The organism is Sphingomonas sp. BL-S-05 (genome assembly GCF_055521695.1).
On the sequence record NZ_CM145499.1, the window covers coordinates 614096 to 631614 of the forward strand.

The 17519-nt window shown below is 67.1% G+C and carries 16 protein-coding genes; 5 read left to right on the forward strand and 11 right to left on the reverse strand.

All coding sequences use genetic code 11. The features are described 5' to 3' along the window. Nucleotides 1-10: 10 nt before the first annotated feature. Together ACZ1JS_RS02560 and ACZ1JS_RS02565 are read left to right on the forward strand one after the other, a co-directional pair. Nucleotides 11-1930 carry an autotransporter assembly complex protein TamA gene (locus tag ACZ1JS_RS02560; RefSeq protein WP_465167580.1) on the forward strand — a complete coding sequence of 640 codons (1920 nt, stop codon included), beginning with the start codon at nt 11-13 and terminating at the stop codon, nt 1928-1930. After that, the gene (locus ACZ1JS_RS02565) at nt 1927-6087 is read left to right on the forward strand and encodes a translocation/assembly module TamB domain-containing protein (protein WP_465167581.1); all 4161 of its coding nucleotides are present in this window, start codon (nt 1927-1929) and stop codon (nt 6085-6087) included. The genes ACZ1JS_RS02560 and ACZ1JS_RS02565 overlap by 4 nt, the downstream gene beginning before the upstream one ends. Nucleotides 6088-6346: 259 nt before the next feature. Here ACZ1JS_RS02565 and ACZ1JS_RS02570 read toward each other — a convergent pair whose 3' ends face one another. The 4 genes from ACZ1JS_RS02570 to map all read right to left on the reverse strand — a co-directional run bounded on the left by ACZ1JS_RS02570 (nt 6347) and on the right by map (nt 10743). Further along, nucleotides 6347-7300: a metallophosphoesterase gene (locus ACZ1JS_RS02570; RefSeq protein WP_465167582.1), complete on the reverse strand. Its 954-nt coding sequence runs from the start codon at nt 7298-7300 to the stop codon at nt 6347-6349. 458 nt (nt 7301-7758) lie between these two features. Beyond that, on the reverse strand, nt 7759-9171 hold the full coding sequence (gene glnA / locus ACZ1JS_RS02575) for a type I glutamate--ammonia ligase (protein WP_242116070.1): 1413 nt from the start codon (nt 9169-9171) through the stop codon (nt 7759-7761). Nucleotides 9172-9260: 89 nt separating this feature from the next. Next, nucleotides 9261-9599 carry a P-II family nitrogen regulator gene (locus ACZ1JS_RS02580; protein ID WP_242416993.1) on the reverse strand — a complete coding sequence of 113 codons (339 nt, stop codon included), beginning with the start codon at nt 9597-9599 and terminating at the stop codon, nt 9261-9263. 316 nt (nt 9600-9915) lie between these two features. Then, complete coding sequence (gene map / locus ACZ1JS_RS02585; protein ID WP_465167583.1) at nt 9916-10743, reverse strand: type I methionyl aminopeptidase; 828 nt, start codon at nt 10741-10743, stop codon at nt 9916-9918. Nucleotides 10744-10807: 64 nt separating this feature from the next. Between map and ACZ1JS_RS02590 the strand changes: the two genes are divergently transcribed. Together ACZ1JS_RS02590 and ACZ1JS_RS02595 are read left to right on the forward strand one after the other, a co-directional pair. After that, nucleotides 10808-11563, forward strand: coding sequence for a competence/damage-inducible protein A (locus ACZ1JS_RS02590; RefSeq protein ID WP_465167584.1), 756 nt, complete (start codon nt 10808-10810; stop codon nt 11561-11563). 71 nt (nt 11564-11634) lie between these two features. Next, on the forward strand, nt 11635-12564 hold the full coding sequence (locus ACZ1JS_RS02595; RefSeq protein ID WP_465167585.1) for a Gfo/Idh/MocA family protein: 930 nt from the start codon (nt 11635-11637) through the stop codon (nt 12562-12564). On the opposite strand, the gene ACZ1JS_RS02600 is transcribed toward ACZ1JS_RS02595, so the two are convergent. The 7 genes from ACZ1JS_RS02600 to ACZ1JS_RS02630 form a co-directional block, all read right to left on the reverse strand. Continuing rightward, a complete protein-coding gene (locus ACZ1JS_RS02600) occupies nt 12554-13297 on the reverse strand; it encodes a lysophospholipid acyltransferase family protein (RefSeq protein ID WP_465167586.1) in 744 nt (247 codons plus the stop codon). The two genes, ACZ1JS_RS02595 and ACZ1JS_RS02600, sit on opposite strands and share 11 nt — an antisense overlap. 4 nt (nt 13298-13301) lie before the next feature. Next, nucleotides 13302-13724 carry a Fur family transcriptional regulator gene (locus ACZ1JS_RS02605; protein ID WP_056004519.1) on the reverse strand — a complete coding sequence of 141 codons (423 nt, stop codon included), beginning with the start codon at nt 13722-13724 and terminating at the stop codon, nt 13302-13304. Between the two features lie 116 nt (nt 13725-13840). Then, nucleotides 13841-14254, reverse strand: a complete 414-nt coding sequence (locus ACZ1JS_RS02610; RefSeq protein WP_465167587.1) for a Ros/MucR family transcriptional regulator — start codon at nt 14252-14254, stop codon at nt 13841-13843. A 118-nt stretch (nt 14255-14372) separates the two neighbouring features. Continuing rightward, a complete protein-coding gene (locus tag ACZ1JS_RS02615; RefSeq protein WP_465167588.1) occupies nt 14373-14870 on the reverse strand; it encodes a GNAT family N-acetyltransferase in 498 nt (165 codons plus the stop codon). Continuing rightward, on the reverse strand, nt 14867-15484 hold the full coding sequence (tsaB, locus tag ACZ1JS_RS02620) for a tRNA (adenosine(37)-N6)-threonylcarbamoyltransferase complex dimerization subunit type 1 TsaB (RefSeq protein ID WP_465167589.1): 618 nt from the start codon (nt 15482-15484) through the stop codon (nt 14867-14869). Before tsaB ends, ACZ1JS_RS02615 begins: the two co-directional genes overlap by 4 nt. Nucleotides 15485-15491: 7 nt before the next feature. Beyond that, nucleotides 15492-16082, reverse strand: a complete 591-nt coding sequence (locus tag ACZ1JS_RS02625) for a malonic semialdehyde reductase (RefSeq protein ID WP_465167591.1) — start codon at nt 16080-16082, stop codon at nt 15492-15494. Continuing rightward, nucleotides 16082-16657: a NifU family protein gene (locus ACZ1JS_RS02630; RefSeq protein ID WP_465167592.1), complete on the reverse strand. Its 576-nt coding sequence runs from the start codon at nt 16655-16657 to the stop codon at nt 16082-16084. Before ACZ1JS_RS02630 ends, ACZ1JS_RS02625 begins: the two co-directional genes overlap by 1 nt. Before the next feature lie 136 nt (nt 16658-16793). Between ACZ1JS_RS02630 and ACZ1JS_RS02635 the strand changes: the two genes are divergently transcribed. Further along, complete coding sequence (locus ACZ1JS_RS02635) at nt 16794-17513, forward strand: Crp/Fnr family transcriptional regulator (protein ID WP_465167593.1); 720 nt, start codon at nt 16794-16796, stop codon at nt 17511-17513. Nucleotides 17514-17519: the final 6 nt, after the last annotated feature.

Sequence of the window (17519 nt, forward strand, 5' to 3'; positions counted from 1 at the left end):
GGAGCTTCTCATGTCGAGCTGCCGGCTTGCCGTGCTGTTGAGCGCCGGATGGCTCGCTTTCGCGGGCCCGGCGGCGTTCGCACAGGAAACGCCGCTCGATCCCGATGCGCCGATGGCCGACCTGCCCGATATCGGCGTCGCCTGGCCCGACCTGTCGACCGCGCCCGCCGATCCCGACGCGACGACCGGGCCACAGCGTGCCGGCGGCGAATTCCGCTATAACTACCGCATCACCGGCATCGACGGCATCAACACCGACCTGTTTCGGCAGCGCTTCAACGAACTCTCGACGCTGCGCGCCAATGAAGGCGAACCCGCCAACGCTGCGCAGATCGATCGTCGCGCGCGCGAGGACGCCCGCCTCCTTGACGAACTGCTCCGCAACGAAGGCTATTTCGACGCGCGCATCTCGACCAGCGTTCGCCCCGAAGGCGACAGGCTGATCGTCTATCTCGAGGTCGAACCCGGCCAGCTCTACCGCTTCGCACAGGTCCGCACCCCCGGCATCGCCGCCGCGGGCGACAAGGCACCGGAACTGCGCGACGCCTTCCCGATCAAGCCCGAAACCCCGGTACAGGGCGACAGCGTCGTCGCCGCGCAGGACCGGCTGACCCAGACGATCGGCCGCGAAGGCTTTCCCTTCGCCAATGTCGGCGAGCCGGAGATCACCGTCGACCACGCCACCCGCACCGCGACGCTCGACATTGCGGTCGCGCCCGGCGGCGAACGTCGCTTCGGCCGGATCGTCACCACGCCCAACCGTATCTTCGACGGCGACCATGCGCAGGACATCGCCCGCTTCAAACCCGGCGAGACCTATGATTCGACGCTGGTCGACGATCTGCGCCGCGCCATCGTCCAGACCAGCCTCGTGTCGCAGGTCCGCCTGACCCCGGTCGAGGGGGCGACGCCCGGCACGGTCGACCTGAACCTCGCCATGGAACCCGCCCCGCCGCGCACCATCGCCGGCGAAATCGGCTATGGCACCGGCGAAGGCGCGCGGGTCGAGGCGAGCTGGACCCACCGCAACCTGTTCCCGCCCGAAGGCGCGCTGACGCTGCGCGGGGTGCTCGGCACGCTCGAACAGGTCGCGGCGGTGACGTTCCGCCGCAACAATTTCCATGGGCGCGACCGCGTGCTGACGGCGCAGGTCGCCGCGACCCACCTCGTCCGCAACGCCTTCGAAGCGAACACCGTCTCGCTCTCGGCCGGGCTGGAGCGGCAGACCAATATTTTCTTTCAAAAGACCTGGACCTGGTCGCTGGGCGGCGAACTGGTCGCGACCGACGAACGCGACGTGATCGCCGCCACCGGCGAACCGCGCCGCCGCACCTATTTCATCGGCGCGCTGCCCAGCAGCCTAAATTACGATGGCTCCGACGACCTGCTCAACCCGACAAAGGGGTTCCGGCTGGGCGGCCGGATCAGCCCCGAATTGTCGCTGCAGGGGCAGGTGTTCGGCTATACCCGGGCGCAGATCGACGCCAGCGTCTATCGCCCGGTCACCGGCCGCGTCGTGCTGGCCGGGCGCACCCGCATCGGCTCGATCCTCGGCGCCCCGCGCGATGCGGTCGCACCCTCGCGGCGTTTCTATGCCGGCGGCGGCGCGTCGGTGCGTGGTTATGGTTTTCAGGATATCGGTCCGCGCGACCCGAACAACGATCCGATCGGCGGCCGCAGCCTCGCCGAATTCTCGCTGGAGGCGCGCGTCCGCGCCTTCGGCAATTTCGGGGTCGTGCCGTTCCTCGACGCGGGCAATATCTATACCTCGACCCTGCCGCGCTTCACCGGCATGCGCTTCGGCACCGGCATCGGGGTCCGCTATTACAGCAATTTCGGCCCGATCCGCGTCGATGTCGGCACCCCGATCAACCCGCAGCGCGGCGACCCGCGCGTCGCGGTCTATGTCTCGCTGGGGCAGGCCTTTTGACCGAGGCGCCCGCCGACACTGCGCCTGCGCCCGCGCCCCGGCGTCGGATCGGCTGGGGCCGCCGCCTCGCGCAGCTGGTGGCGGCGATCGTCATCGCCATCGCCGGGCTGCTGGTCGTCATCGACACCGGCCCCGGCCACCGGCTGATCGCCAACAAGATCGCGACGCTCAAACCCGCCAACGGCATGCGCTATCGCATCGGCCGGATCGACGGTTCGATCTATCGCAAGGCGCGGCTGATGGACGTCCGCATCTACGATCCCAAGGGGCTGGTGCTGCGCGCGCCCGTCGCCGATCTCGACTGGCGGCCATGGGAATTCTGGTCGAACCGGCTGGCGATCACCAGCCTGACCATCCCCCGCGCTATCCTCGCCAAGCTGCCGCAGCCCGCCCCGACCGGACGCAAGGGCCCGATCCTGCCCGGCTTCGACATCCGCATCGGCCGGCTGAGCGTCGAGCGGCTCGAACTGGCCAAGGCGGTGACCGGCACGCCCCGCGTCGGCCGCCTCGCCGGACAGGCCGATATCCGCTCGGGTCGCGCGCTGGTCGACCTCGCGCTCGATATCGCCAATAGCGACCGACTGCGCCTGCGCCTCGATGCCGAACCCGATCGCGACCGGTTCGACGTCGACCTACGCGCGCGGGGCGTCGCCGACGGCCTGCTCGCCACCGCCAGCGGCATCCGCCGGCCCCTGTCGGTAGAGGTATCAGGCGACGGCCGCTGGTCGGCATGGGACGGGCGCGCGGTCGCCGATGCCGGTCGCGCCCGCCTCCTCGACCTGACCCTGGGCGTCCGCGCCGGCCGCTATACGCTCGGCGGCACGCTTGCACCCTCGACGCTGTTGCAGGGCAAGCTGCAACGGCTGACCGCCCCCCAGGTTCGCGTCACCGGCAGCGCGACCTTCGCCAACCGGCAGATCGACGGCGTCCTCGCGCTGCGCAGCCCGGCGCTGGCGCTGGAGGCCGATGGCATCGTCGATCTCGGCACCAGCGCCTTTCGCGACCTGCGTTTGCGTGCGCGCCTGCTGCGCCCGGCTGCCTTGTTTCCCAACATGACCGGCCGCGATATCGAACTGCGCGCCATCCTCGACGGCGAGTTTGCGACCGCGCGCTTCGACTATCGCCTGCGCGCCGCCCGGCTCGCCTTCGACCAGACCGGTTTCGAGAGCGTCGTGGCCGCAGGGCAGGGGCGCTTTTCCAAGGCACCGGTGATCGTCCCGATCCGGCTGGCGGCGGCGCGGGTGACGGGGGTCGGCGATGTCGCGGGCGGCATCCTGCGCAACCTGTCGGTCACGGGCAAGCTCGCGGTCGGCACGCGCACGCTGGTCGGCAACGACCTGATCGTCCGGTCGGACAAGCTCAACGGGCGCATCATGCTGACGCTCGACCTGACCACCGGCCGCTATGAGGTCGGGATCAGCGGCGCGCTGCAACGCTATCTGATCCCCGGCCTCGGGCTGGTCGATGTGCAGACCCGGCTGACCGCCGTGCCGATCCCCGGTGGCGGTACCCGCATCGTCGGGCGCGGACTGGCGCAGGTCCGCCGGCTCGACAACGGCTTCTTCCGCTCGCTGACGCAGGGGTTGCCGCGCATCGAAACCGGGCTGGAGCGCGACAGGGACGGCATCCTGTACCTGCGCGGCCTGCGTCTGACCTCGCCGGGCCTGGCCCTCAGCGGCAACGGTTATCGCCGCCGCGACGGGACCTTCCATTTCGAAGGCAGCGGGCGGCAGGCGACCTATGGCCCCGTCCAGCTCATCCTCGACGGCAACATCTCCAAACCGACGCTCGACTTGCGCTTCGCATCGCCCAACGCCACGCTGGGTCTGGCCGACGTCATCGCCCATCTCGACCCGACGCCGGAAGGCTTCGCCTATCGCGCCGCCGGTGGATCGCGGCTGGGGCCCTTCACCGCCAATGGCCGCACCCTGTTGCCAAGCGGCGGCACCGCGCGCATCGCCGTCGACGAACTGGAGGTCAGCGGCACCCGCGCCAACGGCGCGATCGATATCGTCGAGGACGGCTTTCTCGGGCAGTTGAACGTCGATGGTGGCGGAATCACCGGCACCATCGCCTTCCGCCCGCAGGGCAGCGACCAGCGCATCGATATCGCGCTCGACGCGACCCGCGCCCGGCTGGGCGCCGCCGGCATGGTCCGGCGCGGCCGGCTGGAGGCGGGCATCGTGCTGGCGGAGGGCGGCACGACCCTCGACGCGACCGTCACCGCGCAAGGCTTTCGGCGCGGCAAACTATCGATCGCGCGCCTCGCGGGCAGCGCGAAGCTGGTCGACGGCGTTGGCGAGGTCGGCGCCGCCATCGCCGGATCGCGCGGCCGCGCCTTCTCGATCCAAAGCGTGACGCAGGTCGCCGCCGACAGCTATACGATCACCGCCGAAGGCACGCTCGACCGCCGCCCGCTCAAGCTCGAAACCCCGGCGGTCCTGCGCCGCGAAGGGGAAGGCTGGCGCCTCGCCCCGACGCGCTTCAGCTTCGCTGGCGGCACCGCCACGGTCGGCGGTGCGTTCGGTGCGACTGCCAGCGAACTGACCCTCGACGTCGCGCGCATGCCGTTGGCAGTGCTCGATATCGGCTATCCGGGGCTGGGCCTGGGTGGCACCGCATCGGGCAAGATCGCCTATGCGCTGACCGGCGATACGCCCAGCGGCCGGGTCGACATGACCGTGCGCGGCCTCAGCCGGTCGGGACTGGTCCTGTCGTCGACCCCGATCGATGTCGGCATCGCCGCCGTGCTCGACGCCAATCGCGCCGGCGTGCGCGCGGTCATGGCCAGCGGCGGCAAGACGATCGGCCGCGCCCAGGCCCGGCTTGCGCCGCTGGGGCAGGGCGACCTCGCCACCCGCATCGCCAACGCGCCGCTGATCGCGCAGCTTCGCTATGGCGGCCCAGCCGATACGCTGTGGCGGCTGACCGGCATCGAATTGTTCGACCTGTCCGGCCCGGTCGCCGTCGGCGCCGACGTGTCCGGGCGCCTCGCCGACCCGCGCATCCGCGGCGTCGTCCGCTCCAGCGGCGCGCGTATCGAAAGCGCGATCACCGGCACCGTGCTGACCGGCGTCGAGGCGCAGGGCCGCTTCGACGGATCGCGGCTGGTCATCGATCGCTTCGCCGCCAGCGACGGGCGACAGGGGCGGGTGACCGGCACCGGCGCGTTCGAATTCGCGGCGGTGCGCGGCTTCGGCATCGACCTGTCGCTCAACGCCGATCGCGCGCGGCTCATCAACACCGACTCGATCGGCGCGACCGTCACCGGTCCGATCGCGATCCGCAGCGACGGCGCGGGCGGCACGATCTCTGGACAGGTGCGGATGGACGGCAGCCGCTACCGCCTTGGCCGCGCGACCGCCACCGCGCCGCTGCCGCGCCTCAATATCCGCGAGATCAACCGCCCCGATGGCGACGACGAAGCCGCCGCCGCCGTCGTGCCGTGGAAGCTCGACCTGAAGGCCCGCGCCCCCGGCGGGCTGATCGTCACCGGCCTCGGCCTGACCAGCGAATGGTCCGCCGATCTCGCCATCACCGGGGAGCCGACCAACCCGATCATCAACGGTCGCGCCGATCTGGTCCGCGGCGATTACGAATTTGCCGGCCGCGAATTCCGCGTCGATCGCGGTGCATTGCGCTTCAACGGCGAAAGCCCCGCCGACCCTGCGCTCGACATCGTCGCCGCCGCCGATACGCAGGGGTTGAATGCGACGATCCGCGTCGCCGGTACCGCCACCCGCCCCGAAATCAGCTTCCAGAGCGTACCGGCCCTGCCCGAGGACGAACTGTTGTCGCGGCTGTTGTTCGGTACCTCGATCACCAACCTGTCGGCGCCCGAAGCGTTGCAGCTCGCCGCCGCCGTCGCCGCGCTCCAGAATGGCGAAGGTGGCCTCAACCCGATCAACGCCGTCCGTCGTGCCGCCGGCCTCGACCGGCTGCGCATCCTCCCCGCCGATCCGCAGACCGGCCAGGGGACATCGGTCGCCGCCGGCAAATATCTGACGCGGCGCTTCTATGCCGAAATCGTCACCGACGGGCAGGGCTATTCCGCCACCCGCATCGAGTTCCAGGTGACACGCTGGCTGTCGCTGCTGGCGTCGATCTCGACGCTGGGCCGCCAGAGCACCAACGTCCGCATCTCCCGGGACTACTGACCTCCTCGACTCACCCCGTTCGGTTCGAGCAGCTTCGAGCCTGTCGAGAAGCGTCCGTCGAGAACGCGCCACCGCCCTTTCCTACAAACCGGGAGACGGTCAGAATGCCCGCGCTCTTTGACACGTCCAGCCCATCAATGCCTTCTCGACGGACGCTTCTCGACCTCTCTTGAATCAAACGGGGGGTAGTTGCTTACGCAGGAGGGCCACACACCGCACAAACCGCGCACGAGTGTGAACTTCGTGAACTTTGACCGGTTCAGACGGCCGCGCGCACCGGCACGGCCGCGCTGTACAGGCTCTGGCCCGCTTCATCGCGCAGGTCGAACGACAACAGATCGCCCGCCACCTGCACCATGCCGAAGCCGGCCGCCGCCCGGCAGAAGCGGGTGCCTTCGACCGGCGATACCGGCCGTGCCTCCATGCCCCCACCGCACTGGATCATGTCGATCCCGTCGCGGCGGATATGCTGCAGATCATGGTCGTGCCCGGCGATATAGGCCTGCACCCCGTGCCGGTTCAGGATCGGCAGCACCTGCGCGATGATCTCCGGCTGATCGCCATGGCCGCTGCCGCCCGACCGGATCGGATGGTGGCCAGTGACCAGCTTCCATTTCGCGCGCGACTGCGACAGCGCGTGATCGAGCCACGCCAGCTGTGCCTTCGTATCCTGCGACCGGGTATTGCTCCCGATCATCCCGTCATCGTTGCGATAGCGCTCGACGAAGGGCGAGGTATCGATCGCGAACAGATCGGCATCGGCGCGCACCAGCGCCGCATCGGCGACCTGGTAATAGCGCGCCGGCATCCGCCAGCGCTTGCTGCGCGTCGCATAGTCGATCTGTGCCTGCGGATTGCCGCGATAATCGTGATTGCCCAGCAGGGCATACCACGGCACCTGCAACGCCGGATGGGTATAGACCCCCTCGAACACCGACTGCCATAGCGGGTCGTCGACCGACGCCACCCCGTCGTTGTAGAAATTGTCGCCGATCGCCAGCACGAAGTCGCTGCGCGCCGCCGCTGCCGCCCGGCCCATGGCCGCCGCGACATGATGTTGTTCGGGCGTATCGCGCCCCCAGTCGCCCAGCACCGCGAAGGTGCAGCTCTTCGACTGCTTCTCGCGTGCCGCGGCGGCCGGCGGTACGGTCAACCCGGCGGCCCCCACGGCAAACCCGCTCAACAATGTCCGGCGGTCGAGAAGGATGGTCATGCGGGCTGGTCCTGTTGGCGGGTTGACGCGCTGGGGTAAGACACGCGGATGTGACGTTTGTGTGGCAGGCGCTGCGGTTGCGGTCGGTGGCGGGGTCGTCTGGACGTAACCGCTTAATCTCTGCCGCGTCGCTGCGATCGCTTTTGAGCGAACGTGGTCGCCCGCACCCTTCGCTGCCTTCGGTGACTTTTCCTTCTCGCGGCGGGAGAGGAAGGGAACGGCGCAGCCGCGAAAGGTGAGGATGATCCGTCAGCGGTTGCCGCCGAACCCGACCGCGCGAGGCGTCGGTCCCGGTCAAGCCTTACCGGGCAAGGAAAAAGGCGCCGGGATCGCTCCCGACGCCTTTCTCATGTCTGCGCGACGTGGCGAAGCCACGTCGTCGGTCCTCGCCCTGAGGCGAGGCCGGCCGACAGCGCGGATGCGCCCGCTGGGCGCACCGGCGCGGTCGTCGCCGCGCCTTACGCGCTGTAGTACATGTCATATTCGACCGGGCTCGGGGTCATTTCCCAGCGAGCCACTTCGCCGCGCTTGATCTCGATATAGGCTTCGATCTGGTCCTTCGAGAACACGTCGCCCTTCAGCAGATAGTCGTAATCGGCTTCGAGGCTGTCGAGCGCTTCGCGCAAGCTACCGCACACGGTCGGGACCTGCGCGAGTTCTGCCGGCGGCAGGTCGTACAGGTTCTTGTCCATCGCCTCGCCCGGATGGATCTTGTTCTGGATGCCGTCGAGGCCGGCCATCATCAGCGCCGCATAGGCGAGATACGGGTTGGCCATCGCGTCGGGGAAGCGGACTTCGACGCGCTTCGACTTGGGACCCGTGCCGTACGGGATGCGGCACGATGCCGAACGGTTGCGCGCCGAATAGGCGAGCAGCACCGGCGCTTCGTAACCCGGGACCAGGCGCTTGTAGCTGTTGGTGGTCGGGTTGGTGAAGGCGTTCACCGACTTGGCATGCTTGATGATGCCGCCGATGAAATACAGGCACATGTCCGACAGGCCGGCATAGCCGTCGCCGGCGAACAGCGGCGACCCGCCGTTCCAGATCGAGAAGTGGGTGTGCATGCCCGAGCCGTTATCTTCCTTGATCGGCTTCGGCATGAAGGTCGCGGTCTTGCCATAGGCATGGGCGACCTGATGCACGACATACTTGTAGATCTGCATGCGATCGGCGGTCGTGGTCAGCGTGCCGAAGGTCAGGCCCAGTTCGTGCTGCGCGGCGGCGACTTCGTGGTGATGCTTGTCGCAAGGCAGGCCCATTTCGAGCATGGTGCTGACCATCTCGCCACGGATGTCGACGGCCGAGTCGACCGGTGCGACCGGGAAATAGCCGCCCTTGGCGCGCGGACGGTGGCCCATATTGCCGGCTTCGTACTCGCGACCCGAATTGCCCGGCAGTTCGATATCGTCGATCTTGTAATAGCTTGTCGAATAGCTGTTTTCGAACCGGACGTCGTCGAACATGAAGAATTCGGCTTCCGGCCCGACATAGACGGTGTCGCCGATGCCGGTGGTCTTCAGATACGCCTCGGCGCGCTTCGCGGTCGAGCGCGGGTCGCGGGCATAGAGTTCACCGGTCGACGGCTCGACCACGTCGCAGAAGATAACGAGCATCGGCGTCGCCGAGAACGGATCGGTATAGACCGCGTCCAGATCGGGCTTGAGCACCATGTCGGACTCGTTGATCGCCTTCCAACCCTCGATCGACGAACCGTCGAACATCAGGCCGTCGGTCAGCTCGTCCTCGCCCAGGATCGACGCGACCATGGTCAAATGCTGCCACTTGCCCTTGGGATCGGTGAAGCGGAGGTCGATCCATTCGATCTCCTCGTCCTTCACGCGCTTCAGGATGGTGCTGGCGGAAGTAGCCATCGAAAACTGCCCTTTCTGATTAAACCCCGCGCTCCGACGCAATCTAACGTGCCGGAACGCCCCTCGATTCGAAACTTTGCTGCGTTGCGTCAGATCGCGTCGTCGTTGCGCTCACCCGTACGGATGCGCAAGGCGGTCTCGACCGGAATGACAAAAATCTTTCCGTCTCCGATGCGGCCGGTCTGCGCGGCCTGTGCGATCGCTTCGACGACGCGCTCGGCCAGGCCGTCCTCGACCACGACTTCCAGCTTCACCTTGGGCAGGAAGTCGACGACATATTCGGCACCGCGATACAGTTCGGTATGGCCCTTTTGCCGGCCGAACCCCTTCGCTTCGGTCACGGTGATGCCGCTCACGCCGACTTCGTGCAGCGCCTCCTTCACCTCATCCAGCTTGAACGGCTTGATGATGGCCTCGATCTTCTTCATGCGCCCTGCCGATCCCCTCGGACACGGCCGGTCTGGCCGTTTACGTCCCGTTAAACAAAGATTGTGCCAACCGGCGATTCGCCTCGGATACGATCATCGGGGATTTGGCCGGGGGTGTCGATATTGCCTGTAGAAGGGGCAGGGTGCCGGTTTTTCAGGCAAGGGTGTGGGGAAGTCCTCCCCACAGCGTGGGGAGGGGGACCATGTGCAGCATGGTGGAGGGGAATCGCCTCGGACTCGATCGTTCCGTATGCCGCAACGCCCCTCCACCACTCGCTGCGCGAGCGGTCCCCCTCCCCGCGGAGCGGGGAGGATTTTAGAGATACGGCGGCTTCGTGTAGCCCTTCGGGCTAAGCGTAAAGATCTCGCAGTCATCCTCGGTAATGCCGATCGAATGCTCGAACTGTGCCGACAGCGATCGGTCGCGCGTCACCGCCGTCCAGCCATCGTCGAGCATCTTCACGTCGGGGCGACCGATATTGATCATCGGCTCGATGGTGAAGAACATGCCCGGCCGCAGCTCCGGTCCGGTGCCCGGGCGACCGGCATGGATCACCTCCGGCGCGTCGTGGAACAGCCGGCCGAGGCCGTGACCGCAGAAATCGCGGACGACGCCATAGCGATGCGCCTCGGCATGGCGCTGGATCGCATGCGCGACATCGCCCATCCGGTTGCCGGGCTTCGCCTGTTCGATGCCGATCATCAGGCATTCATAGGTCACGTCGACCAGCTTGCGCGCCTTTATCGGCACATTGCCGACCAGATAGGTGCGGCTGCTATCGCCGTGCCAGCCGTCGAGCAGCGGGGTGACGTCGATATTGGCGATATCGCCGTCCTTCAGCGTCCGGTCCGACGGAATGCCATGGCACACGACATGGTTGATTGAGATGCAGGTCGAATGCGCATAGCCGCGATAGCCGAGCGTCGCGGGCACCGCGCCGCCCTCGCGCATCAGGCGAAAGATGATCGCGTCCAGCTCGGCGGTGGTGACGCCCGGCACGACATGCGGCGTGATCTCATCGAGGATATGCGCGGCCAGCCGCCCGGCGCGGCGCATTCCTTCGAACCCGGCGGCATCGTGCAACTTGATCGCGCCGGTCCGGGCCAGCGGCATGTCGGTGGTGACGGTCTGATATTCGGTCATGTCGCCCATATAAGCGAGGAAGGGGTGCTAGGCGAGGGCAGGTCGCCACGCTATGTCCGCGGGCATGACCGACCGCATCTGGACCGCCGCATTGATCGTCATCGGTGACGAAATCCTGTCCGGCCGGACGCAGGACAAGAATATCGCGCAGCTTGCCACCTGGCTGAACGTGCAGGGCATTCGCCTGCGCGAGGTCCGCGTCGTCGCCGATGTCGAGGATGCGATCGTCGAGGCGGTCAACACCCTGCGCGCGCGCAACGATTATGTCTTCACCACCGGCGGCATCGGCCCGACCCATGACGATATCACCGTCGATTCGATCGCGGCGGCGCTGGGCGTGCCGGTCATCGTCCATCCGAAGGCGCGCGCGATCCTCGAAGCCTATTACGAGACGCGCGGCGGCCTCACCGACGCCCGGTTGCGCATGGCACGGGTGCCCGAGGGTGGCGACCTGATCGAAAACCGCATGTCGGGCGCGCCGGGCATCCGCATCGGCAACATCTTCATCATGGCCGGCGTGCCGCATATCGCCGCCGCGATGCTCGACAGCCTCACGGGCACGTTGGAGGGCGGGCGGCCGGTCGTCTCGGCGACGCTCGGCTGCTGGGTGGGCGAAAGCGAGGTCGCCGACATTCTGCGCGACGTCGAACGCGCGCATGACGGGGTCGCGATCGGCAGCTACCCGTTCTTTCGCGAAGGTCGCACCGGCGCGAACTTCGTCGTGCGCGCCACCGATACGGCCGTGGTCGACGCCTGTATCGCCGATCTGGCCGAGCGGTTGCGCAGCGCCGGGCGCGAGCCGGTGACCGGCGGAATCTGAACGAAGGCCAGTTGCAACGCCGCTGTCCTCCCGATATGTCGGACTAATAACCTATCCAGGAGAGAGCGACGTTGGCTAACGCCCCGACCCGCATCGCGTTGGCCGGTATCGGCAAGATCGCGCGCGACCAGCATATCCCGCACATTGCCGCCAGCCCCGATTTCGAACTGGTCGCCGCCGTCACCGGCCATAGCCCGCCCGATGGCGTGCCGGGGTTCAAGACGATTGCCGAGATGATGGCGGCGATCCCCGATGTGCAGGCGATCTCGATCTGCACGCCGCCGCGGGGTCGGCTGCACCTGATCCAGCAGGCGCTCGACCACGGCCTCGACGTCATGATCGAAAAGCCGCCCGCCGCAACGCTGTCCGAAGCGCAGGCCTTTGCGAAGGCCGCCGAAGCGGCCGGCAAGCTGCTCTTCGCCACCTGGCATTCGCGCGAAGCCGCCGCGGTCGAGCCGGCGCGCGCATGGCTCGCCGGACGCACCATCCGCCGGGTCGAGGTCAATTGGAAGGAAGACGTCCGCGTCTGGCATCCGGGACAGGCCTGGATCTGGGAACCGGGCATCGGCGTGTTCGATCCGGGCATCAACGCGCTGTCGGTCATCACCCGCATCCTGCCGCGTTCGCTGCTGCTCGACACGGCCGAACTGCGCTTTCCGTCGAACCGCGACGCGCCGATCGCCGCCGATCTCGACTTCACCGATACCGCCGGGGTGCCGGTGCGCGTCGAGTTCGATTTCGACCAGACCGGGCCGCAGACCTGGGATATCGATGTCGAGACCGATAATGGCCATCTGAAACTGTCGATGGGTGCGTCGAAGATGGCGGTCGATGGCGTGGCGGTCGATGTCGGCGACGAACCCGAATATGCGCGCCTCTATCGCCGTTTCGCCGAATGCCTGCGCGACCGGGTCAGCGATGTCGACCTGTCGCCCTTCGTCCATGTCAACGACGCGTTCCTGCTGGGCCGCCGAGTGACGGTCGGCGAATTCAGCGAGTAATCACCGGTCCGCGCGCCATCGCGTCGGCGATGGCGTCGCGGGCACGGCTGGCGACCGCCTTGCGTCCCAGCCCCGCCGGATCGAACGGCGGCAGGAAGTGGATTGTCAATTTGATCCGTCCCGGTCGGGCGAGGATGCGCGCGGCATTGGTCGTGCCCGGTTCGTCGCCGATCCACGCGACCTCGTGCGCGTCGCCGTAATTTAGATAGACCGGCTGGACGCGCAGTCCCGCCGGCGGCGGGTCGATCGCGCCGAGCAGTGCGGCCTTGAACGGCAGCAATTCCCCCGGCCGCGCCGTCGTGCCTTCCGGGAACACCGTCACCGGGTGATCGGCGAGCAGCGCCTGTCGCAGCGTGTCGATCTGCCGCGCCACCCCCAGCCGGTCGCCGCGATCGACGAACAGCGTGCGGTTGAGCGTGCACAGCCACCCGACCAGCGGCGCATCGCGCAACTCGCCCTTGGCGACGAACGCGCTGCCGCTGGCCCCGGCAATGGCGAGAATGTCGATCCAACTCTGGTGATTGGCGAGGTACAGCACGTCGCGCGTGACCGGCGTTCCCACCACCGTCGTCCGCACCCCCACTACCCGGGCGATCGCGCCAAGGAATCGCGGTGGCCATGGCGAGCGCAACCGCACCAGTCGCCAAAGGCCATGCAACATCAGGTAGAGCAGCAGCGTCGCCAGCATCGCCGCCGCACGCGCCGTCAATCGCAGGCGCGCGCCGGGCGACATGCGATCAGCCCTTGCGTTCGAGGCTGACGCCGTAGAGTTCCATGCGGTGATCGACGAGGCGGAAGCCAAGCCGCTCGGCGATCTGCTTCTGCAGCAATTCCAGCTCGGGATCGACGAACTCGATCACCCGCCCGCTCTCGACATCGATCAGATGGTCGTGATGCGCTTCGGGGGCGGGCTCGTAGCGCGCACGGCCGTCGCCGAAATCGTGACGGTCGAGGATGCCGGCCTCTTCGAACAGGCGGACGGTGCGATACACCGTCGCGATCGAAATGCCCGGATCGATCGCCGATGCGCGCTCATACACCTTCTCGACATCGGGATGGTCGTCGGCTTCGGACAGCACGCGCGCGATCACGCGGCGCTGTTCGGTAATGCGCAGCCCTTTTTGTTGGCACAATGCTTCGAGGTCGATCTTGCGGGGCATGCGGTCCTGTACGTCCAGAGGAGGTGCGCCGACACTAACGCGCCCCGCTGCCGAGCGAAAGCCGCTAAGTGGCATCGGAGCCGTCATCGGTTCGAACCGACGCGGCCCCGTGTACGTCAACGCGTGCGGCGTTGGGTGCCCAGACCGATTTTCTTCGCCAGCGTGCGACGCTGTTCGGCATAGTTGGGCGCGACCATCGGATAGTCGGCGGGCAGGTTCCACTTGGCGCGATATTGCTCGGGCGTCAGATTGTAATGCGTCATCAGGTGACGCTTGAGCATCTTGAGCTTCCGCCCATCCTCCAGACAGACGATATAGTCGGGCTTGACCGACGCGCGCACCGGTACCGCCGGTTCGGCGGGCGGCGCGGCGGGTTCGGCCGGCGTGCCCAGGTCGTTCAGGGCGTCATGTACGCTGCGGATCAGGACAGCGATATCGCCGACCTCGACATGATTATTCCCGACATGGGCCGCCACGATGTCTGCAGTCAGGGCGATGAGCGTGTCGTCGCGCTCCGCATGGATATCCATTCTATTCCCTCGTTACTCAACCGCCCGAGCGGTTCTCACCTGATATCGGACCAGAATGGAGGCGGTGCAACAATATTCCCGACTTTTTTAGAATATTGCCGACGTCATTCAGCCTCGGTTACGTTTCCGCCGGAACGGGATCGGACAGCGACCGGACATAGGTATGGGCATCGAACCGCTCGCCGCTGCGGCCGCCATAATAATTGCGGCGCTCGCCGCATTTAACGAAGCCTTCGCCGACATATAACCGCGTTGCATCGTTTCCGGCGCGCATTTCCAGACAGACGCGCACCGCACCTCGCGACCGGGCTTCGGCGACTGCGCGTCGCAACAGCGCCCGCCCGATCCCGCAACCGCGCCGGTCGGGCAGAACCGCCAGCAGCAGCAGCTCGGCTTCATCGGCGACGGTACGGGTCAGCGCGAACCCGGCCAGGCCGTGCGCATCCCGCGCCAGTGTCAGCCACACGCCCGGCAGCGACAGCATGCCAAGGCATTGCGACGCCGTCCACGCCTCGCCGAAGCGCGGGTCGAACGCCGCCTGCATGACATGGTCGACCGCGTCGACATCGGCGGCGCTGCCCGTCGCCAATGCGATCTCGCTACGCACGTCGCTCATGCGCGCACGCTCGGCACGGCATCGGGCGCCCGGCCATAGAGCGGGGCGGGGGGCAGGCTGCGCTGTTCGACGCCCAGCAAGATCGCATCGGCGGCGTCGGGCAGGCGATCGCACGCGGGCAGGGCCGGATCGATCGTCCGCAGCCGGGCAAGGCCCTGGCCGACCACGCGGCGTCCCCGCAACGCCGCAACCGCATCGGCCGGCTTCCGGGAAAGGGCGGGGCCATCGGCGACGAGCGCGCCGTCGAACCCCTGCTGGAACACCTCGCCATGGCCGCCGTCGAGCACCGCGACGATCGCGTCGCCCGGTTGTTCGGCCAGCGCGGCCGCGGCGATCGACGTCAAAGAGGAATAGCCGTGCACCGGCACCCCCCAGCCGATCCCCAGTCCGCGCGCCGCCGCCAGCCCGACGCGGACGCCGGTGAAACTGCCCGGCCCGCAATCGACGAGGATCGCATCGGCGCGTCCCCGGTCGGGCAGCGCGGCGATCATCGGCACCAGCCGTTCGGCATGGCCGCGCCCGACCACGACATGGTCGCGCGCGATCACCACGCCATCCTCGATCAAGGCCACCGAACAGGCGGCCGTGGCGGTTTCGATGACGAGCGTCCGCACGTACGCGTCAGACGACCCGGTTGAACTTCGCGAAATCGGGCCGGGGCGAACGCGGATGCAGCGTGCCCGTATCGCCATAGCCGAGCGTCGTGATGAAATTGGCATGTACCGACGGCGTATCGGCGAAGAACGCCTTGTCGACCGCGCCGGCATCGAAGCCCGACATCGGTCCGGTGTCCAGCCCAAGCGCACGCGCCGCGAGGATCAGATAGGCCCCTTGCAACGACGAATTGCGGAATGCCGATGCCTGTCGCAACTCGGCATTGCCGTCGAACCACGATTTGGCGTCGGCATGCGGGAACAGTTCGGGCAGATACTGGTGAAACTCAGTATCCATGCCGATGATCGCCGTGACCGGCGCGGCGCGGATCTTGTCCGGGTTCGTGCCGGTGGCGCATGCCGCCAGCTTTTCCTTCGCCTCAGCCGAGCTGCACCACAGTATGCGTGCGGGCAGCTGATTGGCGCTGGTCGGACCCCATTTCATCAGGTCCCAGATCGCCTGAAGATCGGCGTCGGTCACCGGCCGGTCGGTATAATGATTGAAGGTCCGCGCGCCGCGGAACAGGGTATCGAGCGCCTGGTCGTCGAGCTTGGCCATTAGACTGCACGAACCTCCGTGACTTCGGGAACATAATATTTGAGCAGTTGCTCGATCCCGTTCTTGAGCGTCGCGCTCGACGACGGGCAGCCCGAACAGGCCCCTTGCAGCTGCAGATAGACCTTGCCCTGGTCGAAGCCGCGATAGACGATGTCGCCACCGTCATTGGCGACCGCCGGGCGGACACGGGTCTCGATCAGTTCCTTGATCTGTTCGACGATATCGGCATCGGCGGGGTCGTCGGTGAAGCCCGTCTCCTCGGCCGGTACCGAAAAGCCCGCGCTTCCGGTCGGCTTGAACAACGGCATGCGTCCGCCGAAATGATCGAGCATCAACGCCAGCACATCCGGCTTCAGATCGGCCCATTCGCTGCCCGGCGCCTTGGTCACCGACACGAAGTCGCGGCCGAAGAATACGCCGACCACATCGCCCAGCGCGAACAGCTGGGTGGCGAGCGGCGATGCCTCCGCCTCTTCGGGGCTGGCGAAATCGCGGGTGCCCGCGTCCATCACGACCTGCCCCGGCAGGAACTTCAACGTCGCCGGATTGGGCGTGGATTCGGTCTCGATCAACATGGCGCCCATTTGGCGTCCGGCGGACAAGGGATCAAGGGCAGGACATGGAAACGCTTGGTTGATCGGGAATGGCGGCGCGTTGCCTCGATCGTTACGCTCCTGTACGAGCCGGCAACTGCAAGAGGGGAAGGCGCCCGTGATCGAGACGCATCTGGCGAAATTGCGCGCGCGCGACACGATCTCGATCGAGGAGGAACGGGTGATCCGTGACTCGCTGGGGGAGGTGCGGTCGCTGCCGACGCACCATACCTGCATCCGCGCCGGCGAACGACTGCATTCCAGCACGCTGTTGTTGGAAGGACTTATGTGTCGGTACAAGGATTTGCCGGGCGGGGAACGGCAGATCACCGAGCTGCATGTCGCGGGCGACTTCCTCGACCTGCACAGCTTTTCGCTGAAACAGCTCGACCATAATGTCATGACATTGACCCCGTGCCGGGTCGTGCTGGTCCCGCATGCGAAGCTGAAGGACATTACCGAACAGCATCCGCATCTGGCGCGCGTCTACTGGTTCCTGACTGCGCTCGATGCCGCGATCCACCGCGAATGGGAATTGTCGCTCGGCCGGCGCAACGCGATCCAACGTATCGCCCACCTGATCTGCGAATTGCGCGTCCGGCTGGGGCTGATCGGGCAGGCCGATGATGACGGCTTCGGACTGCCGCTGACGCAGGCCGATCTGTCCGATTGCACAGGCCTGACCCCGGTTCACGTCAACCGGACGCTGCGCGACCTGCGGGAGCGTGGCCTGATGGATTTCCGTGGGCGGCGCGTGACGATCACCGACCTGCCGGGATTGAAAGCGATCGCCGAATTCGACGATTCCTATCTGTATCTGCGTCGCGAGGACCGCTGATACCGA